Origin of the sequence: uncultured Pseudomonas sp., assembly GCF_943846705.1 — a bacterium.
In the GTDB taxonomy this organism is placed as follows: Bacteria; Pseudomonadota; Gammaproteobacteria; order Pseudomonadales; family Pseudomonadaceae; genus Aquipseudomonas.
Map to the genome: position 1 here is coordinate 3,391,434 of NZ_OX044366.1, position 23,423 is coordinate 3,414,856.

Here is a 23,423-nt window from a genome sequence, read left to right on the forward strand (position 1 = left end):
CTGCTATAGATGCCGATCCGCTGTGCGTAGTCGGATCCTAGGCTAGGCGTTGGATCATGAGAAAGCCTTGAGACTCGAAGCGGCTGCCAACTCGATGGTTAGCAGGTGCTGAGGCGCCGGTCATCACATCCATACTTTTCAATGAACGTGACGGTTGCGCTGCACGTAGCCGTACTGACAGATCTTGAGCAGATTAGCCGGATCATAATCAGGACGCCCCGTACGATGAGACCGGGCCTTGTCGAACCCCAACGCCTGAAGATCGCAGCCTGCGAAATGGGTGGGTGAAGTCCTGCACGGGATTATCAAAGCACAGAGAGTCATCGCTGCCGGCCACCAGTTCTTCACTGCCGCGAACATCGAGAGGCTGGTACATCTCGGAGCCAAGTACAGCACGAAGGCTGCAATGATCGACGATCTTCGAGACGGTCGCTGAAGACCAGTAAGACCAAGACCTCAGCGATTTCGGACGCATCTCCCGTGATGACTTTTTCAATGACGACGGAAGCGCGACCTCCTGATTTCTTGCTGGCGCAGAAACGCGCCAGCAAGCAGATGGCATGTCCGCGAGTCGAGGTCGAGCATGCGCTGGTTGCATAACTCACCCATCACCTGAGCCAAGGAAAATTTTCTCGTTCTCAAGCTATGCGCGATGGCTAAACAAGTGTGTGTTTAATGGGCGTCTAACGTCTGATTGGAAGGCTTTTCACCGAGTGTGCCCGTTGTTCGTCCAGCGAGTTGTAGTACGTATTTTGGGTAGTGCTGAGACTATTGTGACGAAGGTCAGCCTGGAGGTCCTTCATCTCTCGATATGGTGCATCAAAGGTTGCGGAGGTGTGGCGTAACCAATGCAGTGAAGCTGAACGCAACTGGTCTATTTCGTCATCGCTCCAGCCTTCCTCAGCCATACGCCCCATAGCGCGATCAAATAGCCCTTGGAGCAGCAGGCGAATATGTCGATCAGATAGCCCACCACGCCCCTTCAGGGAACTGATCAACGGTGTTTTCTCGTGGGCAGATGGCTGGGGGGAGAGCTGTAAATGCTGGCGATAGCGTATCAGGTAGTTCTGGATGTATTCGTCGCGGATGCTGATCTTGGCGGCCTTGTTGCCTTTGCCCACCACATGAAACCACCAGTTGCCCATGCTATCGCGGCGGATGTCGCCCATGGTAGGCGTCCAGTTGTCACGCCCGACCAGATCGGAGACTCGCAGGTACATGGAGAACAGAGTCGCAACGATGAACAGAGTGCGTTCGTGTGTCGGGTCGGTCGCGGCCATCTGCTCGGCAGTCTCGATCACGTAGCTCCACTGCAGCGGAGTCAGGGAACGTGACGCCACATCCAAGGTGTTGCGTTGCTTGTAGATGGATTTCTGTTTTACCGCCCGGAAGGGGTTCACCTCGGTGAGACCCTCATCAATCGCGTGTTGGAAGAAGCTGCCGCAGACTGCGAATACCTGAGCCACCGATCCCTGGGACAAGCGGTAGGGACGGGAGGGAAGGGCGGCAACGGCCTCTTCGGCAATCTTGCGTTCGCGCTTGGCCACAGTGTGACTGAAAGGTCGCCATTGCAAATTGACGATGTAGGTGTCCGTGTCGAGCTTCTTGCGACCACCCACGCGCAGGAAGCGGGACTTTACGACCGGACCTATCCAGTCGGCGGGCGGGTTGAGGCAGAACTCCATGAAGGCCTCGGCGTCCCGGCGACGCAGTTCAACAAGGGGCTTGACAGCCACCAGTAGGGACCAGAGCAGCAGCCGCTCGACGTGGGTTCGATAGGAGTTGAACGTGGCTTCGTTGCCGGCGTAGGACTTCAGAAATCCCCGAACGGCGCGATAGCCCTCGACGGCCTGGAGCTCATCGGCACAACCATGGAGGAAGTCCCGAACCGCTGGAAGCTCGCCATTGAGGTGAAGAAAGTTGAGTTCGTGGAAGCGATCAAAGGTCTCGAAAAGCGGCTGGGGATGCTGCGACATGAAGTGGTTCAACCTGGGCGAATGCGTCTATATCGGTCTTTCAGCGTAGTATAGAGCAATATCCGGGTCTGGTGATTATCGGATATTGCTTAGATTTCTCCGATCAATCCTCGCTGTCCTTCTTAAAATCTGTAACCCCATGATCCTTACAAATAATACGTTTAATAACATGCAGTTACGATTGGAGTCGGATTTTTAAATGGGAGAAATGAGTCTGCCGGGCGTCCCGCCAGAGAAGCTTATAGGCCAGGAATTTAAGCTAGCGGGGAACGCTCTATCAACCATAATACCTTCCATAGGTATAAGCCAAGCTGAAAATGCCTAGATATTTCTGCAACTCGGCAGGGCGGAAGCTTTGCGCACGAATCTTTGCGCCGCTTTCTTTCAAAAAACGCATACTGCCACCAAGCAGGATATTCCAGTGCTCACCGCCTTTGTCTGTAGAAGTAATGCTTGCATGAGCTTTCATAAGCGCTTCTTTAACAATGCTTCGTATTTGTCGCACGGAAAGACCGGGGCGCCCGTGACTAGCCTCCAAGATAGGGATTTCTTCGTTCTGCTCTGGGAACGGGGGTAGTCCTCGGCTTTTTCGATAGCGTCTCAAGTAGGGCAGGAACTCTGGAGTGACTTCAACTTTCCTTAGCAGCCGACCTGGCGCCTCTAGTATCAACCACCATCTGGCATCGTCTAGAACAAAGCAATTCATGCATGGGCAGTAGTTATCAGCATTTGCAAGGTCTGCAGCATGCAAACACATAAGAGTCGTTGCTGCTATTATAAAAAGAGCACGCTCACCAGCAGGATCACCCAGCGCATGAAATTCTAGCGCTTGCAGAACCTGACCTAATTGCTCGGAAGTTAAATATCGTTCCACAGGGTAAGTAGCGCGCATTCCTCTTCCATAGAAAGTTCGTGATGATATAGCTGGATTTATCGCTATCACATCTTCCTCGCAGAGAAAACCATAAAATGAACTACAAACGCTACGAATGAAACGCAAGGTTTCCACTTTAGGGCTGCGCGCCCCTACATCTTTAGATGCTCGAATATTGAAAGGCCGCCATGATTCATTGAAAACCGAATTACCATCGACTTGAGCGAATCTAGCGGTTGTAGAAAATCCAACCCAATTTGAAGGTGGCATCTTGCAAAAAGTAATAAAATTCGTAAACGTCTCTTTATCTAGTGTCAGTACAGTTTTTTCGGCGACAATCCAGCTCCATAGGAGCAAACGTTCAACGAATGTTCGGTAATTATTAAAGGTTCCAAGCGGGTGACTATGATATGCAAGAAAGCGGATAGCGCATTTTAAGTCCGTTTCTACATCAAGATTAGCGGAGAGACTACTGAGGAAGGCTTCGATGCAGGGGTAGCGAGCGTAGTACAGCCCGAGATCGAGAGACATACTTTCGGGACCAGCAAGGACAGGCCGAGGGTCTATGACTTTTGACATTGACGATCCCATTGGTCTAAAAGGAAGTCACGAGTACTCTTGAAAAATAGCACAGTATTTAGTCTTCTTTTTAGGCTTTTTAAACAGGCAAAAGCCTCATCAGGATTCTCCTTTTTTAACCGTTAACGAGGGGGGGCAAGGGAAACCTTGACAGCGGAGAATGCTGCATCTCACTGATATCTTGGTATTTTTTTTAATCAGTCATTTTCTACTTTTTCATCAGGCGTCACATTACGGGTTTTAAACGGTGCCTTCGATACAGGTCCGTAATGATGATTTAACATAATATACATTATGCGAAGTAATTGACATTGATCCAGCAACAAGCACACTTCTTTGTTTGCCAGTAATCAGGCTTCCAGAAAGCCACACTGCAACGCGTGCAGTTGGTGTGGCGAACAAGCCCACCGTCTAGAATCCGCGCAGTTGATTCTTGCCGTAAGGCTGTCTTTTTAACCTTCATCGCGAGCATCGCGGTGATGCACAGCTTCTTAGCTTATTCCACAATATTATTAGCTATTTCATTGATATAGCTCTTATCGATCATCAGAATGGCGCGCCTCGGTAATCCCGATTCCATGCGGCCTGCTTGCTGCACATATAGATTTTTGGAGGCCGCATGTCCGTCACTCGCCAGATCCTGCTTGCCCTTGTGTTCGGCATCCTTACCGGTCTTGTACTGAATACCAGCGCCGGTGCATTGCCTGAAGGCAGCGTGATCTGGCTGGACGCTAATTTATTGACCCCTGTGGGCAATATCTTCCTGCGCCTGTTGCAGTTCGTGGTCGTACCCATGGTGTTCGGCGCTTTGATCCTGAGCCTAACTAACCGCGAGCATGGTGCCGCTGTTGGTCGTCATGCCGGTCGCTTGCTGGTGGGCTATGTGTTGACCAGTGCCATAGCGCTGGCGCTGGGCATGCTGGTGGCGCAATGGTTGAGTCCAGGTAGCGGAGCCGAGAGCCTCGTCAGCCAGGCACCTGAAAGCCGTCAGGCCGACAGCCTCAGCCAATGGTTAGTCGCGTTGGTGCCGAACAACCCGTTTACGGCCTTGAGCAGTGGCGGTCTGTTGCAGGTTATCTTCGCCGCTGCGCTGATCGGCATCGCCATGCGTGCGTTGCCGGCGGACAGCGCGCCGTTACGCCGGTTGATTGAGAGTGGCTACACCGTCACCCTCAAGGTGTTGGAGTTCGTACTCAAATTGGCACCTTATGGGGTGTTTGCCTTGATCACTTCGGTGATTGCCAGCCAGGGGCTGGACTTGCTCTTGCGTCTTGGTATGTACGTGGTTGGCCTGACGCTGGCTCTGGCACTGATGGCGGCTCTCTATCTGCTACTGCTGGGCATCACTGGCGCACGTCCGCTGGCGTTCGTAAAGCATTTTGGTCAGAGCTTGGGCTTCGCTTTTGGTACCGCTAGCTCAGGTGCGACGCTTCCTTTGGCCCTTGGCAACGCACGCAGCTACGGTATGAGTGAATCCTTAGCCAGCTTTGCCCTGCCCTTTGGCACCGCCCTTAAGCGCGATGGAGCAGCCGTACTGCAGGGCTTTAATGCGTTATTCGTCGCCCAGCTTTTCAACATCGACATCACCACCTCGCTGTTGATCACGGTGTTTACCACCGGCCTGCTAGTCAGCTTTTCCACCGCTGGTGTGCCGGGTGCCGGGCTGGTGGCCATGACGACAGTACTGGGGGCCGCCGGCCTGCCGCTGGAAGGCGTCGCAGTTGTTGCAGGTGTTGACCGCTTTACTGATGGTCTGCGGACCGCCCTCAACGTGATGGGTAACTGTGCCAACGCCGCATTGCTTGAACGGCTGGATGGAGATCGTGCAGTGCCGCCGCCCGTGCTCAATGATGAGGGCGAACGCTCTGCGGTTTGAGGGGGCTAATCGGCTGGGACAAAGCGCTTCAGTGCGATGAGGCCGAGAGCCGGCTCAACAGGTTAAGGCCTAAACATAAAGCCGCTGGATGAACGGATTCATCCAGCGGCTCGTAAGTGTTGCATGCCCTACCCGACCACCGCGTTGAACCTGATGACGCGGCCAGTGGCGATTAAACCTGCAACATCACTCGGCCACGACTCGGGCACGTTTCCATATAGCGATGCGCTTCGCTCACGTCGTCGAAGTTGAACACCTTGTCGATCAGTGGCCTGATCAAACCATCTGTTGTCAGCTGATTGATACCCTGCACCGCCTTGGCTACGGCAGCCTGGTCTTGCGGGATATTCAGCTCTTCTTTGCCGGTGAAGTTGCCGATGCAGTGCACGAAGAACTGAATATTTTTCTGGAATGCTGCGCAGGCTGGAAATGGCGTTTCATTGCCGCCTTGCAGATCAAACAGGATCAGCCGCCCACGTGGCGCGATGGCGTCGCCCAGCAGGCACATTTGCGGGCCGCCCAACGCATCCATCACCACATTGACGCCCTGGCCATCGGTGAGTTTGCTGACGCGGCTAACCAGGTCCTGCTCCTCTGTGAGGATGATGTGATCAGCGCCCAACTGTTTAAGAAACTCGCTGTCCTCGGCATAGGCCGTCGCGGCGATAACCGTGGCACCTAGGGCTTTGCCCATTTGCACAATATATGGGCCCCAGCAGCGACTGGCGGCGGTTACCAACACGGTTTCGCCTGGCTGCAAATGTGCCAACTCGACAAACCCGAACCAGCCGACCATTGAAGGTAAATAGTGCACGGCCGCCTGTTGCGCGGTCAGGTTTTCTGGGTAGCGAGCCACAGAGCTGCGCGGTAAAACCACGTGCTCGGCGTAACTGGGGTAATGATTGGCGCTGTGCCCCGGGAAGCTGGCAACCCGATCACCCACGGCCAGATCAGTGACCCCGTCACCGAGCGCCAGTACCACACCGGCTACTTCATGGCCGAGGCTGGCAGGCAGCTGGGCCAAGGTGGGTGCAAGGTTCTGCCGCCAGAGTACGTCGTGCCAGCTGACGCCCACGGCTTCAACACCGATCAGCACTTCACCCACTGCAGGTACAGGGACGTTACGCTCTTCGATCTTGAGGACATCGGCCTCACCAAACTCATGGAAACGCACTATGCGGGACATCGCAAACCTCTTCGGTTGACCCATTCAGGTCGCGGGGATTGTTCAGGCATTTTGCCCTGAACCTTACCAAGCGACCTCTTATGGCCACGGACTTTATCCGGGCTTTGCCAGCAATTCCACCGCTGGGGGCTGATATTCACCATGCTTGTCGATGATGATGGGCACCAGCCGCTCATTTGCCCGTGCATATTGCCTGTCAACGGCATTCGGCATTAGCCTGACCCGCGCGCAAAACCGCAGCCACTCGACAATGGACACCGGATGAACCGTAACGATCTTCGCCGCGTCGATCTCAACCTGCTGATCGTCTTTGAAACGTTGATGCATGAACGTAGCGTGACCCGTGCGGCGGAAAAGCTGTTTCTTGGCCAGCCGGCCATCAGTGCGGCCCTGGCGCGTTTGCGCAGCCTGTTTGATGACCCGTTGTTCGTGCGTACAGGCCGCAGTATGGAGCCAACGGCACGGGCCATGGAGATCGCCACCCTGCTCTCGCCGGCGCTGGATTCCATCTCCACGGCAGTCAGTCGCGCCGCTGATTTTCACCCCGCCACCAGTAACGCGGTGTTTCGCATCGGGTTGTCGGATGATGTCGAATTCGGCCTGCTGCCGCCGCTGATCAAACGTCTGCGCGCAGAAGCCCCCGGCGTGGTGCTGGTGATTCGTCGTACCAACTACCTGTTGATGCCGGCGCTGCTGGCTTCTGGCGAAATCTCCGTGGGCGTGGCCTACACCGAAGAGTTGCCAGCCAATGCCAAACGCAAAGTGCTGCGCCGCAGCAAGCCGAAGTTGCTGCGCGCAGATTCCGCGCCGGGGCTGCTGAGCCTGGATGACTACTGCTCACGGCCGCATGCGCTGGTGTCTTTTGCCGGCGACCTCAGTGGTTTTATCGATGCGGAGCTGGAGAAGCTTGGCCGCAAGCGCCGGGTGGTACTCGCCCTGCCCCAGTTTAATGGCCTTGGCACCCTCCTCTCCGGCACGGATATTCTCGCCACCGTACCGGATTACACCGCTGCAGCGCTGAGCTCCGCGGGGGGCGTGCGCGCGGAGGAGTTACCCCTTGCGGCGCAAACCTTCGAGCTGCACATGGCCTGGCGTGGAGCCCAGGACAATGATCCTGCCGAACGCTGGTTACGCTCGCGTATCCAGATGTTCTGTGGCGACCCAGATAGCATGGAATAGCCCTGTTACGCTCAGGGCCAGACCTTGTGTACATGTGTGTTTATCGATACAACCCGGCAAACAATCATTCTGGTTGATACATATCTTCGAATTGTTCGATTCGCCGTAATAGAGCCCTCGCCGCAGACTCCGCCTCCTCACAAGACCCAAGGGCGGAGTACACATGGCGCAGACCAATACAAATCACTGGCATTTTCCGCTGACCCTTGTCGCGGTGCTGTTCTTGAGCGCGTGTGGCAAGGCACCGCAAAGCGCACAACAAATGCCGCCTGCCAAAGTCAGTGTGGCGCCAGTAATCGAACAGCCGATAACCGAGTGGGACGAATTCACCGGTCGCCTAGAAGCCCCCGAGTCAGTGGATATTCGCCCACGGGTCTCCGGCCTGGTTGACCGCGTCGCCTTCAATGAAGGCAGTTTGGTGAAAAAAGGCGACCTGCTGTTTCAGATTGACCCGCGCCCCTTCCAGGCGGAGGTCAAACGCCTTGAAGCCCAGTTGCAGCAAGCCCGCGCCAGCTACGCCCGGACCCAAAGCGAAGCCAATCGCGGCGAACGTCTGCGCCACAGCAACGCCATTTCTGCCGAATTAGCCGATGCCCGCGCCAGTGCGGCAGCTGAAGCCAAAGCGGCCGTCGCAGGTATCCAGGCGCAACTCGACAACGCGCGCCTCAACCTCAGTTTTACCCGTGTTACCGCGCCGATTGATGGGCGTGTCAGCCGTGCAGAAATCACCGAAGGCAACCTGGTCAATGCCGGGCAAAGCCACCTAACGACCCTGGTGAGCACGGACAAGGTCTACGCCTATTTCGACGCCGACGAGCGCGTATTCCTTAAATACGTCGAGCTGGCGCGTCAGGCCGGCGCTCAAGCCCGCGATGCCAGTCCGGTCTATCTGGGGCTTTCCAACGAAGACGGCCATCCCCACCTGGGCCAGTTGGATTTTCTCGATAACCAAGTCAACCCGCAAACCGGCACCATCCGTGGCCGTGCGGTCTTCGATAACCACGACGGGCGCTTTACCCCTGGCCTCTACGCACGCCTCAAGCTGGTGGGCAGCAGCCAATACACGGCCGCGCTGATCAAGGACGAAGCCGTCGGCACCGACTTGGGGAAGAAGTTCGTGCTGGTGCTCGATAAGGACAACGCGGTGCAGTACCGGGCGATTGAGCTGGGGCCGAAGCTGGAAGGCCTGCGCATCGTGCGCAGCGGTCTGGCCAAAGGCGAGCAGATCGTGGTCAACGGTTTGCAACGCGCGTTCCCCGGCGCAACGGTCGATCCGCAAAGCGTCCCGATGGCCGATGAGCAGACCCAAGCGCTATTAAGCGAACAACGTCAGGCCATCGAGCGCCATACCCCTCGTGGGCTCACGGTGAAAAACATCTCCGCCAGCCCTGCACCACGCGGATAACAGGTAAAACGACGATGAATTTTTCGCAATTCTTTATTCAGCGGCCGATCTTCGCGGCAGTGCTGTCACTGTTGATCCTGATCGGCGGCGCAATCTCGCTGTTTCAGTTGCCGATCAGCGAATACCCGGAGGTCGTACCGCCCACCGTGGTGGTGCGCGCCAGCTTCCCCGGGGCTAACCCCAAAGTGATCGGTGAAACCGTGGCCTCGCCGCTGGAGCAAGCGATTACCGGCGTGGAAGGCATGCTCTATATGTCGTCCCAAGGCACTGCCGACGGCAAGATGACCCTGACCCTGACCTTCGCCCTGGGTACTGACCTGGACAAAGCCCAGGTGCAGGTGCAGAACCGTGTGACCCGCACCATGCCGACCCTGCCCACTGAAGTACAGCGCCTCGGCGTCACCGTCGACAAGGCCTCGCCGGACCTGACCATGGTGGTGCACCTGACCTCACCGGACGACCGCTACGACATGCTGTATCTGTCCAACTACGCCGCGCTCAACGTAAAGGACGAGTTGGCGCGCCTGGATGGTGTGGGTGATGTGCAGCTGTTTGGTCTGGGTAACTACTCGCTGCGTGTATGGCTGGACCCGAACAAAGTCGCCTCGCGGGGCCTCACCGCCGCGGACGTGGTCAATGCCATCCGCGAGCAAAACCGCCAAGTCGCCGCCGGCTCGCTCGGTGCGCCGCCGTCTGATGCCGGCAATAGCTTCCAGTTGTCGATCAACACCCAGGGCCGTTTGGTATCAGAGGAAGAGTTCGAGAACATCATCATCCGCGCCGGCGAGCACGGCGAAATCACTCGTCTGAAGGACATCGCCCGCATCGAACTGGGCTCCAGCCAATATGCGTTGCGCTCGCTGCTCAACAACAAACCGGCGGTGGCCATTCCGGTGTTCCAACGCCCCGGCTCCAACGCCATTGAGATCTCCGATGCGGTGCGCTCGCGCATGGCCGAGCTGAAACAAAGCTTCCCGCAGGGTGTGGACTTTGAGATCGTCTACGACCCCACCATCTTCGTCCGTGGCTCCATCGAAGCGGTGGTACACACCTTGCTTGAAGCCATCATCCTGGTGGTGCTGGTGGTGATTGTGTTCCTGCAAACCTGGCGCGCCTCGATCATCCCGCTGGCTGCCGTGCCGGTGTCCTTGATCGGCACCTTTGCCGTGATGCACATGTTTGGCTTCTCGCTTAACGCGCTGTCGCTGTTCGGCCTGGTATTGGCCATTGGCATCGTGGTGGACGACGCGATCGTCGTGGTGGAGAACGTCGAGCGCAATATCGGCCTGGGTAAAACCCCGGTGGAAGCCACCCAACAGGCGATGAAAGAAGTCACCGGGCCGATCGTCGCCACGGCCCTGGTGCTCTGCGCGGTGTTTATCCCCACGGCGTTTATTTCCGGGCTTAGCGGGCAGTTCTACCAGCAGTTCGCCCTGACCATCGCGATCTCCACGGTGATCTCGGCGTTTAACTCACTGACCCTGTCCCCTGCCCTGGCCGCTGTGCTGTTGAAAAGCCACGACGCGCCGAAAGACCGTTTCTCCAAGGTGCTCGATAAGCTGTTTGGTGGCTGGTTGTTCACGCCATTTAACCGGGCATTCGAGCGTGCCAGCCATGGCTATGTCGGCACCGTAAAGCGCGTACTGCGCGGCAGCGGTATCGCCCTGTTTATTTATGCCGGGCTGATGGGCCTGACTTACCTGGGCTTCGCCACTACGCCGAGCGGCTTTGTACCGGCGCAGGACAAACAATACCTGGTGGCCTTCGCCCAGTTGCCGGACGCGGCAACCCTGGATCGCACCGAAGCAGTGATTAAAGAGATGTCGGAAATCGCCGGTAAACACCCCGGCGTGGCCAACACCGTGGCCTTCCCCGGTCTGTCGATCAACGGTTTCACCAACAGCCCGAACAGCGGCATCGTCTTCACCCCGCTCAAGGCGTTTGATGAGCGCAGTGACCCGTCGATGAGTGCCAATGCAATTGCCGCAGAGTTGAATGCGCAGTTCAGCGAGATTCAGGACGCCTATATCGCCATCTTCCCGCCACCACCGGTACAGGGCCTGGGCACCATCGGCGGCTTCCGCTTGCAGGTGCAGGACCGCGGCAACCTCGGCTATGACGCGCTGTTTGTACAAACCCAGAATATCATTGCCAAGGCCCGACAACTGCCGGAGTTGAATCCGATGTCGGTGTTCACCAGCTACCAGGTCAACGTGCCGCAGATCGATGCTGCAATTGACCGCGACAAAGCCAAGATTCACGGCGTTGCCATTAGCGACATCTTCGACACCATGCAGATCTACCTGGGGTCGCTGTACGCCAACGATTTCAACCGCTTTGGCCGTACCTATCAGGTCAACGTGCAGGCCGAGCAGCAGTTCCGCCTGGAGCCGGAGCAGATCGGCCAACTCAAGGTGCGCAACAACCGGGGCGAAATGGTGCCGCTGTCGGCCTTCCTCAAGGTCAGCCCGAGCTCCGGCCCGGACCGGGTGATGCACTACAACGGCTTCCTCACGGCTGAGATCAACGGTGCCGCAGCCCCCGGTTACAGTTCCGGTCAGGCTGAGGCGGCGATGGCCAACCTGCTCAAAGAAGAGTTGCCCAAGGGCATGAGTTTCGAGTGGACCGACCTCACCTACCAGCAGATCCTCGCCGGTAACAGCGCGATCTTCGTCTTCCCGCTCTGCGTGCTGCTGGCCTTCCTGGTGCTGGCCGCCCAGTACGAAAGCTGGAGCCTGCCGCTGGCGGTGATTCTGATCGTGCCGATGACGTTGCTGTCGGCCATTACCGGGGTGATTTTGACCGGTGGCGACAACAACATCTTTACCCAGATCGGCCTGATTGTTCTGGTGGGACTGGCCTGTAAAAACGCCATCCTGATCGTCGAATTTGCCAAGGAGAAACAGGAAGAAGGCATGGACCGCGTCGCTGCGGTTCTGGAAGCCTGCCGCCTGCGCCTGCGGCCGATTCTGATGACCAGTTTCGCCTTTATCATGGGTGTGGTGCCGTTGGTGTTGTCCTCGGGCGCGGGCGCGGAAATGCGCCACGCCATGGGGGTGGCGGTATTCAGCGGGATGCTTGGGGTGACCTTCTTCGGCCTGTTGCTGACCCCGTTGTTCTATGTGTTGATTCGCGGTTTCGTAGAGAAACGTGAGGCGCAAAAAGCGGCCAACGTGCAGGAGGTGCAGGGATGAAAGCCTTTGCCCCCGCTCTCTTCGCACTCGCTTTGTCCGCTTGCGCTGTTGGCCCAAACTATCAGACTCCGCAGCCGGCAGCCGTCGCGCTGCACAGCGCACAAGGCAATAACTACGATCGCTCGCACTTTGAAGCCAGTTGGTGGCAGCAGTTCGACGACCCCATCCTCAATCAGTTGGTCGAGCAGTCGCTGCAGGAAAACCGCGAACTACGCGTGGCCTTTGCCCGCTTACGTGCGGCACAAGCTATTCGTGATGACCTCGGCAATGACCAGCTGCCAACTGTCACCAGCCGCACCAGTGGCGAATTTGGTAAAGCACAACAACCAGGGGTTACCGAGCAACGCGTGCGCGGTGAGCGCTACGACCTCGGTCTGGATATGCTCTGGGAACTGGACCTGTTTGGCCGTATCCAGCGCCAACTGGAGGCTAGCGATGCCGAGCTGGAGGTGGCCGAAGCGGATTACCAGCAGCTACAAGTCAGCCTGATCGCCGAGCTGGTAAATGCTTATGGCAGCCTGCGTGGCGCGCAATTGCGCGAGCACATCGCCCGCGCCAACCTGAAAAACCAGCAAGCATCACGCGCACTTACCGAGCAACTGCGTGAGGCGGGTATTGGCAGTCAACTCGATGTGCTGCGTAGCGATGCCCGCCTGGCCGGCACTGAGGCCAGCGTGCCGCAATTGCAGGCGCAGCAGCAGCGTGCGCAGAACCGCATCGCCACCTTGCTCGGCCTGCGCCCGGAACAACTGACGATTGATCTGTCACCACAAGCCCTGCCTGCCATTGCCAAAGCGCTACCCATTGGCGACCCCGGCGAGTTGTTGCGGCGGCGCCCCGATATTCGTGCTGCCGAACGGCAACTGGCCGCCGCTACCGCGACTATCGGCGTGGCCACGGCCGATCTGTTCCCACGGGTGAGCCTGTCGAGCTTCCTGGGTTTTACCGCCGGGCGTGGTTCGCAGTTGGGTTCATCGGCGGCGCAAGCCTGGAGTATTGCCCCGAGCATCAGCTGGGCCGCGTTTGACCTTGGCAGCGTGCGTGCTCGCCTGCGCGGGGCTGAAGCCAACGCCGATGGTGCGCTAGCCAACTATGAACAACAGGTGCTGTTGGCGCTGGAAGAGACGGCCAATGCCTTTAGTGATTACGGCAAACGTCAACAGCGCCTGCTCGCCCTGCTGCGCCAATCCGATGCCAGTCGCGCAGCCGCCGAACAGGCGGCCGTGCGCTACCGCGAAGGTGAAGTGGATTTTCTGGTGCTGCTCGACGCCGAACGTGAACGGCTCAGCGCTGAAGATGCTCAGGCTCAAGCAGAGGTGGAGTTGTATCGCGCGATTGTCGCCATCTACAAGGCGCTCGGCGGTGGTTGGCAACCGGACGCCTAGCACCTAGCAAACGCTCCCAGGTTGGCCTGGCCAACCTTTTTCGCCCCACGGCAGTTGCTCCTTGCCGTGGGGTTTTTTTATTGGTGTTGAGCGGGGTTATATAAAACTAGTGCGAGAAACTGCACTGAATCACTGGGGATGCGCGGCCAGCCTTTTGCATTCGCCAGTTATATGCTCAGTGGTTTGTTGCTTTCTTCTTGGCACTTGGCAGCAGGTGCGAGAACACGGCGTGCAGGTCGTCAGATGCAGTGTCGCCATCCAGGTTGAGCTTGGCGTCAACGCTGTCCATGTGGCGCATCATCAGGTCCACTGCCACCTCGACGTTGCCGGCCTCAATGGCATCAATCACCTTGTCGTGCTCGGCATCGGAGCAATGCGCACGACTGTTGCTTTCATACAAGGCGATGATCAGCGAGGTTTGGGAAATCAGGCTGCGCAAAAAACCCAGCAGGGTCAGGTTGCCGGCAGCTTCTGCAAGCTTGAGGTGGAACTCGCCCGACAGGCGAATGCCCATGCCACGGTCGCCACGGGCAAAACAATCGCGCTCATCAATTACCATCTGCCGCAGCGCCGCGATTTGCTCAGGCTTGGCATTCTTGCAGGCCAGTTCGGTAATTGCGCGTTCGATCATCCGCCGTACATAAAAAATTTGCCGGGCTTCTTCCGCGCCTGGGCTAGCCACCACCGCACCACGGTTAGGACGCAGCAGCACCACGCCCTCATGAGCCAGACGCGATAAAGCACGGCGAATAATGGTGCGGCTTACGCCGAAAATTTCACCGAGCGCCTCTTCGCTGAGCTTGGTGCCAGGCGCCAAGCGCTGCTCAAGAATGGCATCGAATATGTGCGCATAAACGACATCGTCCTGAGTCCCGCTGCGAGTGGTCTTGCCTTCGCGCGTCTGCTTCTTAAGGGGCTGCAATTGTTCGTTCATTGTGGCTCGTGTGGTCGTGGTTCGACGGAGGCTCATGCAACTTTCCCTGCCTGGCGGCCACCTTTGGGCAAGCTGCAGTCAGGAAAAATCAGAAATTAATAGTCTTTTCATTGTACACAATGTGACCAGTTCGTATACATCCACTAAAGCATACCCTGTGTATTAACGTGCACTTATACCTGCTTTTAGAGGTGTTTTTATGGCGATAAACGCGCAATGGCAACGCATTTTTCCGTGACGGGGTTTCCACGTGTCGGGTTAATCGCTGCGCAGTTAAGTCGCAGTTCTGCTGCAACCCTCTTCGACCTGAGCAAATCAAATAGATCACGCCCGCAAAAAATCAGTATCGCGGGGCATAGATCAGGGCATCTGCTAGTCGCGCATCAGCACGACTATCGGGTAAGCCGCGGTAATGGATGGAAACAGTATTTGCTTTTTTTGTATACAACAGCATAATCGGCCTCAGCGTTATTTCTTGACCGTTAGGTCAGCTAAGTGCGCCGAAATATCCAATACACCACCTACCTCAGAAAGTCGCACAGTGCGCAGCACAGGCTTTGGGTGGCACACAACAAAAGATGAGGATTACCCCTGTGGAAAGCGCTAAACAAGAACAATCGGCGACACAGTTGCAAGGCCTGAGCAAACGGGGCCTGCTTGACCGCTTCTTCAAGCTGACCGAACACCGCACCAGCCTCAAAACCGAGGTGATTGCGGGCATAACCACGTTCTTCACCATGGTTTACATCATCTTCGTCAACCCCAGCATCATGGCAATAGCCGGTGTTGACCAGGGGGCTGCTTTTGTCGCGACCTGCGTTGGCGCGGCTCTGGGCTGCTTCCTCATGGGCCTCTATGCCAACTGGCCCGTGGGCCTGGCTCCAGGCATGGGCTTGAACGCGTTCTTTACCTTCACCGTGGTTGGCGACATGGGTTACAGCTGGGAAACCGCACTGGGTGCGGTATTCCTCTCCGGCATCCTGTTTATGATCATGAGTCTGTCGCGCATCCGCGAGTGGCTGCTCAATAGCATCCCCATGAGTCTGCGCTTTGCCATGGGCGCCGGGGTCGGTTTATTCCTCGGGCTGATCGGCCTGAAAACCGCCGGCATCGTCGTCGACAGCCAGGCTACCTTGCTGACCATGGGTAGCTTCGCCAACCCCAATGCGCTGCTGGCCGCCATCTGCTTCCTGCTGATCGCTGTGCTGAGCCACCGCAACGTGTTCGGCGCCATTCTGTTCAGCATGCTGGCCGTCACGGGTATCGGCATGGCCATGGGCATGGTTGAGTACACCGGCATGGTGTCGATGCCGCCAAGCCTGGCCCCGACCTTCCTGGCGATGGATATTGCCGGTGCGTTCCAGGTTTCGATGATCAGCGTGGTGCTGTCGTTCCTTTTTGTGAACATGTTCGACACCGCCGGCACCCTGATGGGCGTTGCTCACCGCGCCAACCTGGTGGATGAGGACGGCAAAATCCAGAACCTGTCGCAGGCGCTGAAAGCCGACAGTACTTCCAGCGTCATCGGCTCGCTGGTTGGTTGCCCGCCTGTTACCAGCTATGTGGAAAGTGCTGCCGGTGTAGCCGCGGGTGGTCGTACTGGGCTGACGGCGGTAACGGTTGGTGTATTGTTTCTGGCGGCGATGTTCTTCGCGCCGCTGGCAGGGATGATCCCGGCCTACGCCACCGCTGGTGCGCTGATTTATGTAGCCATGTTGATGATGAGCGGCATGGCGCACATCGACTGGAAAGACAACACCGACACCATCCCCGCGATCGTTACTGTGGTGATGATGCCGCTGACCTTCTCCATTGCTAACGGGATTGCGCTGGGTTTTCTGACTTATGCAACCCTGAAGCTGTTGACCGGCCAGCGCGATAAGGTATCGATTAGCCTGTACGTACTCTGCGGCATCTTTATTGCCAAGTTCGCTTTCCTGTAAGGTTGGCTGGCTAACACTCAAGCCCCGGCACGCTGTGCTGGGGCTTTTCACATCTGGAGAGTTGCTAATGAACCTGGATACCTGGCTGTTGTTCGCCAGCGCTGCGCTGGTGGTGATTTTGATTCCCGGGCCGCTGTCGTTGCTGATGGTCAGTAACAGCCTGAACTATGGTCTACGCCGCTCGGCCCCGGCTTTTATTGGCGGGGTGTCTGCCTCGCTCTGCCTGTTGAGTGCTTCGGCACTTGGCTTGGGCGCATTGCTGCTGGCCTCCGAGCAGCTGTTCAGCCTGCTGAAAATAGTTGGCGCGCTGTACCTGTTTTATCTCGCCTGGCAAAGCTGGCAAGCCTCACGCCTGGCCGCTAAGCCTGTTGTAGCCGATGAACCGCCAGTCAACCCAAGCTATCGCAGCATGTTTTGGAAAGCTTTTGGCCTGGGAGCCAGCAACCCCAAGGACATCCTGTTCTTTGCCGCCTTCCTGCCGCAGTTCCTCAGCGCTGAACACGCCTTGCCTCAACAACTGCTGGTGATGATCGCCACCTGGGCGGTGCTGGATCTGACCTGCAAGCTGTTCTATGGCCTCGGTGCACAGGGCGCGGCACGTCAGTTGCGCTCGGGCAAGGGGCAGGTGTGGTTCAACCGCATCAGCGCGGCATTATTCGGTGGCGCGGGGGCCGCCTCGCTACTCAGCCGTTAATAGCGCGACTAACCAATGGGCTAAGTTGCCGGCGAAAAAAAGCCCGCAGTGTGTACGGGCTAAGGACTCTTGAATTGAGTCAGAGGGTGACAAGCATTCGGTTCAGCTACCGCGGTAGGTGGAGTAGCTGTAGGGCGAGATCAGCAGTGGCACGTGGTAATGCTCCTGCCCGGCGTCGATGCCAAAGCGCAGCACCACAACATCGAGAAACGCCTGCTCTGGCAATGTGACGCCGCGGGCGCGGTAATAATCGCCGGCGTGGAAGTGCAGCTGGTATACACCACTGCGGTAATCGTCACCTTGCAGTACGGGACCATCACAGCGGCCGTCGTGGTTGGTGACGACAGTGTTGAGCAACTCAAGCTGAGTGCCTGCAACGCGGTACAGCTCGATTTTCAGCTCGCTGCCAGGGCAACCATGGGCAGCATCCAGTACGTGTGTGGTTAATCGTCCCATCGCTTATGGGCACCTGCGTAGATATGCCAACGCAGACACCGCACCTCCTCTACTTTTATTGAATTCGGCAGATTGATCGGGCCAAGCAGCCTCGGCTGAGCTGCAGCATAGCACGCTGAAAACAACAAATAAGACACTTTATTAAAAAACTGTACACAATAAGCCACATGTAATGCCTGTCTATCGCTGCGCAAACGAACCTCAGGCAGCTCATAAGTACCTATGATTACGGCAAATACCAGGCAATAGCTGATGCACTGAGCAGCACCCTAGATAAAGCAGAAGCCATAAAAATAAGTGATTTTTAGATTTACAAGATGCAATGTGTTTTGTATACAATTAGGCCATCACGGTCGCGCAACGGATTTACCCTTGCCCAATGACCGCCACACACAGCAAGAAGGAAGACTGCAGTGAGCGCTGACTACCCACGCGACCTGATCGGTTACGCCAACAACCCGCCCCACCCGCATTGGCCAAATGATGCGCGTATTGCCCTGTCGTTTGTCCTCAACTATGAGGAAGGCGGCGAGCGCAATGTGTTGCACGGCGACAAAGAATCCGAGGCCTTTCTCTCCGAGATGGTCTCCGCTCAGCCGCTGCAAGGTGCACGAAACATGAGCATGGAGTCGCTGTATGAATACGGCAGCCGTGCGGGCGTGTGGCGTTTGCTCAGGCTGTTCCAGAAGCACAATATTCCGCTGACCATCTTTGCCGTGGCCATGGCCGCGCAGCGTCACCCGGAAGTGATCAAGGCCATGGTCGCGGCGGGCTACGAGATTTGCAGCCACGGCTATCGCTGGATCGATTACCAGTACATGGACGAAGCGCAAGAGCGTGAGCACATGCACGAAGCTATTCGCATCCTCACCGAGCTGACCGGTGAGCGCCCAGTTGGCTGGTACACCGGGCGTACCGGTCCGAACACCCGCCGTCTGGTGCGCGAAGAAGGTGGCTTTTTGTATGACAGCGACACCTACGACGATGACCTGCCCTACTGGGACCCTGCCAGCACCGCAGATAAACCGCACCTGGTGATCCCTTACACCCTAGACACCAATGACATGCGCTTCACCCAGGTGCAGGGCTTCAACACCGGCGATGACTTCTTCCATTACCTCAAAGACGCCTTCGATGTGCTCTACGCCGAAGGCGTAGCCGGCGCACCGAAGATGCTCACCATCGGCATGCACTGCCGCCTGCTCGGCCGCCCTGCGCGCATGGCAGCACTGGCACGCTTTATTGAATACGTGCAAAGCCACGAACAGGTCTGGTGCGCTCGTCGCGTCGACATAGCCAAACATTGGCATGCGACCCACCCCTTCACTCAGCCGGCTGGTAAGGAGCTCGCGCAATGAACCGTTTTCAAACCCTGACCCCGTCGAGCCTGAGCCGCGAAGCGTTCGTTAGCACCTTCGCCGACATTTATGAGCACTCGCCCTGGGTCGCCGAACAAGCTTTTGACCTCGGTCAGGACCCTAGCATTGATGAGGTTGACGGCTTGCATCAGCGCATGGCCAACCTGTTGCTCAGCGCCGATCACGCTGCCCAGCTGGCACTGATCAATGCGCACCCGGACCTCGCTGGCAAGGCCGCCGTGCAGGGTGAGTTGACCGCGTCCTCAACATCAGAGCAGGCCGGTGCTGGCATTCACGAATGCACGGCAGAAGAGTTTGTCCGCTTCACCACGCTCAATGATGCCTACAAAGCCAAGTTCGGCTTCCCCTTCATCATGGCGGTGAAAGGCAGCAATCGGCACCAGATCCTCGCGGCGTTCGAGGAGCGTATCCATAACGCCCCGGAGCAAGAGTTCGCCTGCGCACTGGCCGAAATCAACAAGATCGCGCTGTTCCGTCTGCAACAGTTGTAAGCCGTAACATCGAACAAGCTGCGCAGGCATCATGCGGGTTCTGTCAGGTGATTTGCTTACGACAGAGGCCACGCCGACACAAAGCCCACGCTTGGCAACAGGCATGGTTTATACGCAACCGATAAGAAGACCCACATGCGCAATTTGATCATTGAGCCCTTAAGCAAAGAAGCCTTCGCCCCCTTTGGTGATGTCATCGAAACCGCAGGCAGCGAATTTTTCATGATCAACAACGGTTCGACTCGCCGCCATCACAAACTGGCCACGGTTGAAACCGCACAGCCCGACGATAAGGCGATCATCAGCATTTTCAGTGCCGAGCAAGTGCCGATGCCGCTGACTGTGCGCATGCTGGAACGACATCCGCTAGGCAGCCAGGCGTTTATCCCGCTGCTCGGCAACCCCTTTCTGATCGTGGTCGCGCCCGCTGGCGATGCACCTGTATCAGGGTTAGTCCGTGCCTTCCGTAGTAATGGTCGGCAAGGCATCAATTACCATCGCGGCGTTTGGCACCACCCGGTGCTGACGATCGAAAAGCGGGATGACTTCCTGGTGGTTGATCGCAGTGGTTCTGGTAACAACTGCGATGAGCATTTCTTTACCGACGACGAGCTACTGCTCCTCGCCCCCCACCAATAAGAGAAGCCCAGACTGACGGCGTGTCGGTACTGGGAAAGAGGTATTGATTGTGGAAGCACATTTGACTGAGTGGCTAAACCTGAGCATTCGCTGGGTGCATATGATCACCGGCGTGGCCTGGATCGGCGCATCCTTCTACTTCGTCTGGCTGGAGAACAACCTCAACCGCAGCAACCCACGGGATGGCCTGTCCGGCGACTTATGGGCGATCCACGGTGGCGGTATCTACCACCTGGAAAAATACAAACTGGCCCCACCGAAAATGCCGGAGAACCTGCACTGGTTCAAATGGGAAGCCTATTTCACCTGGCTGTCGGGCGTGGCCCTGATGCTGGTGGTGTACTACCTCAACCCAAGCCTGTATCTGGTCAAACCGGGCGTTGATCTGGCGCCAGAACTGGCCATCGTCATCGGCTTCGGCTCGATGATTGCGGGCTATGTGGCCTACCACTTCCTGTGTGATTCGGCCTTGGGCAAGCGCCCGGCGCTGCTCGGTGCGGTGCTGTTCGTCCTGTTGATCGCCGCCGCCTATGCTTTCAGCCAGATCTTCAGCGGCCGTGCAGCCTATATCCATGTCGGCGCAATCATCGGCACCATCATGGTCGGCAACGTGTTCTTCACCATCATGCCGGCCCAGCGCGCGCTGGTTAAAGCCATTGAAGACGGCACCACGCCCGACCCAACCTTGCCCGCCAAAGGCCTGTTACGTTCGCGCCACAACAACTACTTCACCTTGCCGGTGCTGTTCATCATGATCAGCAACCACTTCCCGAGCACCTACGGTAGCCAGTACAACTGGCTGATTCTGGCGGGCATCGCGATTCTGGCGGTATTGGTGCGGCACTACTTCAACACCCGCCATGACAGCAGCAAATACATCTGGACCCTGCCCGCCGCTGCTCTGGGCATGATCTGCCTGGCGTTCGTCACCGGCCCGAGCATGCAAGCCGCCCCGGCATCCGCACCGAAAGCCGCCGCGATCCAGTACGCCCCCGTACCGGCTACCGGCGTCAGTGCCAACCCAGCGGCAAGCAAGGCTGCTGAGCCGTCCGTACCAGCGGCAGCGCCCGCCACTTCGGCTGGCGTTGACTTTGCCAAGGTCAACAGTGTGATTCAGGAACGCTGCAGCGTATGTCACTCGGCGACCCCGAGCAGCCCGCTGTTCAGTGCGGCCCCGTTGGGTTTCATGCTGGATACGCCAGAGCAGATCAAGGGCCAGGCGGCGAAGATCCACGCACAAAGCGTTGCTTCGCAAATCATGCCGCTGGGCAACATGACCCAGATGACCGCTGAAGAACGTGAGTTGATCGGCGCATGGATTGACCAGGGCGCACAGCTCAATTGATCCAGCCGAATGCCGCGCTTATCTGAGCGCGGCATTTGTGCCCCCTCGCAAATAAATCTCCGCCACAGGCATCGCCCTGGCTGCCCCCCTTCCTTGTTTATGTCTGCCGTCTCGCTCGCCTGGCGGCCTACTTACGCTTGCGCCTAAAACAATCGCAGATTGCCGTCAGACGATGACAGGTGAACTGACAGGTCGCCATCAATATCCAACCATCTCACTTATTATTTTGTACACAATCGCAAAATAAATTGTTTTTATAGGTGTGGACAAGTTGCTATAGTCGAAGCGTTATGACCACGCAGACACCTTTCAACTGCGTGCAGAACAGAGGCGCCGTGAAGCCTCGCAAGCCCATGACCGTATAAAAACAAATGGCAGGCTCTGATATGACCACGACTAATACCGCAAGCGCCGCAGCTCCGTCTGCTGGTAGCCACGACCTGATCTACCAGCTGGATGATCGCCCCTCCTTTGGCCCTTCTCTGTTTGCTGCGCTGCAACACGTGCTGGCGAGTTTCGTCGGTGTCATCACCCCCACCCTAATTGTTGGCAACGTACTCGGCCTCGGTGCTTATGTGCCTTATCTGGTGAGCATGGCGCTGTTTGTTTCCGGCCTTGGCACCTTTGTCCAAGCCAAGCGTATTGGCCCGATCGGTTCAGGGTTGCTGTGCCTGCAAGGCACCAGCTTTGCCTTCCTAAGTGCCATTCTCAGCGCCGGGATGATCGTTAAATCGCGTGGCGGCAGCCCCGAGGAGATTCTCTCGACCCTGTTTGGCGTGTGCTTTTGCGCGGCATTCGTTGAAATTGCCTTTAGCCAGGTGATGACCAAGTTGCGCAAAATCGTCACCCCGGTGGTGACCGGCACGATTATTTGCCTGATTGGTTTGTCGCTGATCAAGGTGGCCATGACTGATATCGCCGGTGGCTTCGGCGCGCCGGACCTGGGGGCCTTGCATCACCTGGGGTTGGCGGCATTGGTACTGACCACCATCATCGTGCTCAACCGCTTCAAGTCGCAGGTGGTACGCCTGTCTGCGGTGATTGTCGGCTTAGCGGTGGGCTTTGCCGTGGCCTGGTACACCGGCCGGGTGGATTTCGCCAACATGGCTGACGTGCCGCTGGTCAGTGTGCCGGTGCCGTTCAAGTTCGGCTTTAGCTTCGATTGGTTGGCGTTTGTGCCGATCGCGGTGATCTTCCTGATCACGCCGCTGGAAACCGCCGGCGACCTGACTGCCAACTCGATCATCTCCAAGCAGCCGATTCAAGGCCCGGTCTATCTGCGTCGAATCAAGTCCGGCGTGCTGGCCGATGGCTGCAACTCGGCCATGGCGGCCATGTTCAATAGCCTGCCAATGACTACCTTTAGCCAAAACAACGGCGTAATCCAGCTCACCGGCGTCGCCAGTCGTCACGTTGGCTATTACATCGCGGCAATATTCGTCCTGCTCGGTTTGTTCCCGACCCTCGGCGCGGTGCTGCAATTGATGCCCAAGCCGGTCCTTGGCGGTGCCACCCTGATCATGTTCGGTACGGTCGCCGTCGCCGGTATCCGCATCCTTTCTGAAGCAGGCCTGCACCGCCGCAACGTGCTAATCGTGGCCATCTCTCTCGGTCTTGGCTTGGGCGTAGCCGCAGTACCGGGCGCGCTGTCGCAGATGCCGGACTTCCTGAAAAACATCTTTGGCTCACCGATCACCATCGGCGCCCTGAGTGCAATCCTGCTCAACGTGTTCCTGCCGGAAGAAGATCCCGCGCCAGTCGACCATTCCTACGACCCCGAAGCGCATCTGCACACAGTGCTGCAGAACAGGCATGGCGAAGAGCGTGAAGCGAGTACAGGCAAAGCCTATAACGCCAGCTGAACACCCTAGTCCGCACCAGACCCACT

Annotated in this window: 18 protein-coding genes; 12 read left to right on the top strand and 6 right to left on the bottom strand. The window is 57.4% G+C overall.

The genetic code is table 11. The features are described from left to right. Positions 1-683: 683 nt before the first annotated feature. Positions 684-1,976, bottom strand: a complete 1,293-nt coding sequence (locus tag Q0V31_RS16035) for an integrase (RefSeq protein WP_028688854.1) — start codon at positions 1,974-1,976, stop codon at positions 684-686. Positions 1,977-2,253: 277 nt separating this feature from the next. Continuing rightward, the gene (locus tag Q0V31_RS16040) at positions 2,254-3,381 is read right to left on the bottom strand and encodes an integrase (protein WP_073663301.1); all 1,128 of its coding nucleotides are present in this window, start codon (positions 3,379-3,381) and stop codon (positions 2,254-2,256) included. 667 nt (positions 3,382-4,048) lie between these two features. On the opposite strand from Q0V31_RS16040, the gene Q0V31_RS16045 reads away from it, so the two are divergent. Continuing rightward, positions 4,049-5,305, top strand: a complete 1,257-nt coding sequence (locus Q0V31_RS16045) for a dicarboxylate/amino acid:cation symporter (protein ID WP_298189227.1) — start codon at positions 4,049-4,051, stop codon at positions 5,303-5,305. Positions 5,306-5,477: 172 nt separating this feature from the next. Here Q0V31_RS16045 and Q0V31_RS16050 read toward each other — a convergent pair whose 3' ends face one another. Continuing rightward, positions 5,478-6,491 carry a zinc-dependent alcohol dehydrogenase family protein gene (locus tag Q0V31_RS16050; protein WP_298189229.1) on the bottom strand — a complete coding sequence of 338 codons (1,014 nt, stop codon included), beginning with the start codon at positions 6,489-6,491 and terminating at the stop codon, positions 5,478-5,480. A 93-nt stretch (positions 6,492-6,584) separates the two neighbouring features. Further along, complete coding sequence (locus Q0V31_RS16055; protein WP_298191174.1) at positions 6,585-6,818, bottom strand: hypothetical protein; 234 nt, start codon at positions 6,816-6,818, stop codon at positions 6,585-6,587. On the opposite strand from Q0V31_RS16055, the gene Q0V31_RS16060 reads away from it, so the two are divergent. The 4 genes from Q0V31_RS16060 to Q0V31_RS16075 all read left to right on the top strand — a co-directional run bounded on the left by Q0V31_RS16060 (position 6,753) and on the right by Q0V31_RS16075 (position 13,654). Beyond that, complete coding sequence (locus tag Q0V31_RS16060) at positions 6,753-7,670, top strand: LysR family transcriptional regulator (protein WP_298189231.1); 918 nt, start codon at positions 6,753-6,755, stop codon at positions 7,668-7,670. The two genes, Q0V31_RS16055 and Q0V31_RS16060, sit on opposite strands and share 66 nt — an antisense overlap. 163 nt (positions 7,671-7,833) lie before the next feature. After that, a complete protein-coding gene (gene mexE / locus Q0V31_RS16065; protein ID WP_298189233.1) occupies positions 7,834-9,075 on the top strand; it encodes a multidrug efflux RND transporter periplasmic adaptor subunit MexE in 1,242 nt (413 codons plus the stop codon). Between the two features lie 14 nt (positions 9,076-9,089). Beyond that, positions 9,090-12,269, top strand: coding sequence for an efflux RND transporter permease subunit (locus Q0V31_RS16070; RefSeq protein ID WP_298189235.1), 3,180 nt, complete (start codon positions 9,090-9,092; stop codon positions 12,267-12,269). Then, the gene (locus Q0V31_RS16075) at positions 12,266-13,654 is read left to right on the top strand and encodes an efflux transporter outer membrane subunit (RefSeq protein ID WP_298189237.1); all 1,389 of its coding nucleotides are present in this window, start codon (positions 12,266-12,268) and stop codon (positions 13,652-13,654) included. The genes Q0V31_RS16070 and Q0V31_RS16075 overlap by 4 nt, the downstream gene beginning before the upstream one ends. Positions 13,655-13,829: 175 nt before the next feature. Here the strand turns inward: Q0V31_RS16075 and Q0V31_RS16080 are convergent, their stop codons facing one another. Beyond that, entirely contained in the window at positions 13,830-14,588 is a 759-nt protein-coding gene (locus Q0V31_RS16080; protein WP_298189239.1) for a GntR family transcriptional regulator, read from the bottom strand. 593 nt (positions 14,589-15,181) lie between these two features. Here Q0V31_RS16080 and Q0V31_RS16085 point away from each other — a divergent pair. Both Q0V31_RS16085 and Q0V31_RS16090 read left to right on the top strand, forming a co-directional pair. After that, the gene (locus Q0V31_RS16085) at positions 15,182-16,531 is read left to right on the top strand and encodes an NCS2 family permease (protein WP_298189242.1); all 1,350 of its coding nucleotides are present in this window, start codon (positions 15,182-15,184) and stop codon (positions 16,529-16,531) included. A gap of 67 nt (positions 16,532-16,598) precedes the next feature. After that, entirely contained in the window at positions 16,599-17,225 is a 627-nt protein-coding gene (locus Q0V31_RS16090; RefSeq protein ID WP_298189245.1) for a LysE family translocator, read from the top strand. A 102-nt stretch (positions 17,226-17,327) separates the two neighbouring features. Here Q0V31_RS16090 and uraH read toward each other — a convergent pair whose 3' ends face one another. After that, a complete protein-coding gene (gene uraH, locus Q0V31_RS16095) occupies positions 17,328-17,681 on the bottom strand; it encodes a hydroxyisourate hydrolase (protein ID WP_298189249.1) in 354 nt (117 codons plus the stop codon). A 413-nt stretch (positions 17,682-18,094) separates the two neighbouring features. On the opposite strand from uraH, the gene puuE reads away from it, so the two are divergent. The 5 genes from puuE (at position 18,095) to Q0V31_RS16120 (ending at position 23,397) form a co-directional block, all read left to right on the top strand. After that, the gene (gene puuE / locus Q0V31_RS16100) at positions 18,095-19,039 is read left to right on the top strand and encodes an allantoinase PuuE (RefSeq protein WP_298189252.1); all 945 of its coding nucleotides are present in this window, start codon (positions 18,095-18,097) and stop codon (positions 19,037-19,039) included. Further along, positions 19,036-19,551 carry a 2-oxo-4-hydroxy-4-carboxy-5-ureidoimidazoline decarboxylase gene (gene uraD / locus Q0V31_RS16105; RefSeq protein ID WP_298189255.1) on the top strand — a complete coding sequence of 172 codons (516 nt, stop codon included), beginning with the start codon at positions 19,036-19,038 and terminating at the stop codon, positions 19,549-19,551. The genes puuE and uraD overlap by 4 nt, the downstream gene beginning before the upstream one ends. Before the next feature lie 135 nt (positions 19,552-19,686). Beyond that, positions 19,687-20,190, top strand: a complete 504-nt coding sequence (locus tag Q0V31_RS16110) for an ureidoglycolate lyase (RefSeq protein ID WP_298189257.1) — start codon at positions 19,687-19,689, stop codon at positions 20,188-20,190. 49 nt (positions 20,191-20,239) lie between these two features. Beyond that, complete coding sequence (locus Q0V31_RS16115) at positions 20,240-21,535, top strand: urate hydroxylase PuuD (protein ID WP_298189258.1); 1,296 nt, start codon at positions 20,240-20,242, stop codon at positions 21,533-21,535. A gap of 386 nt (positions 21,536-21,921) precedes the next feature. Then, positions 21,922-23,397 carry a nucleobase:cation symporter-2 family protein gene (locus tag Q0V31_RS16120; RefSeq protein WP_298189262.1) on the top strand — a complete coding sequence of 492 codons (1,476 nt, stop codon included), beginning with the start codon at positions 21,922-21,924 and terminating at the stop codon, positions 23,395-23,397. Positions 23,398-23,423 lie beyond the last annotated feature (26 nt).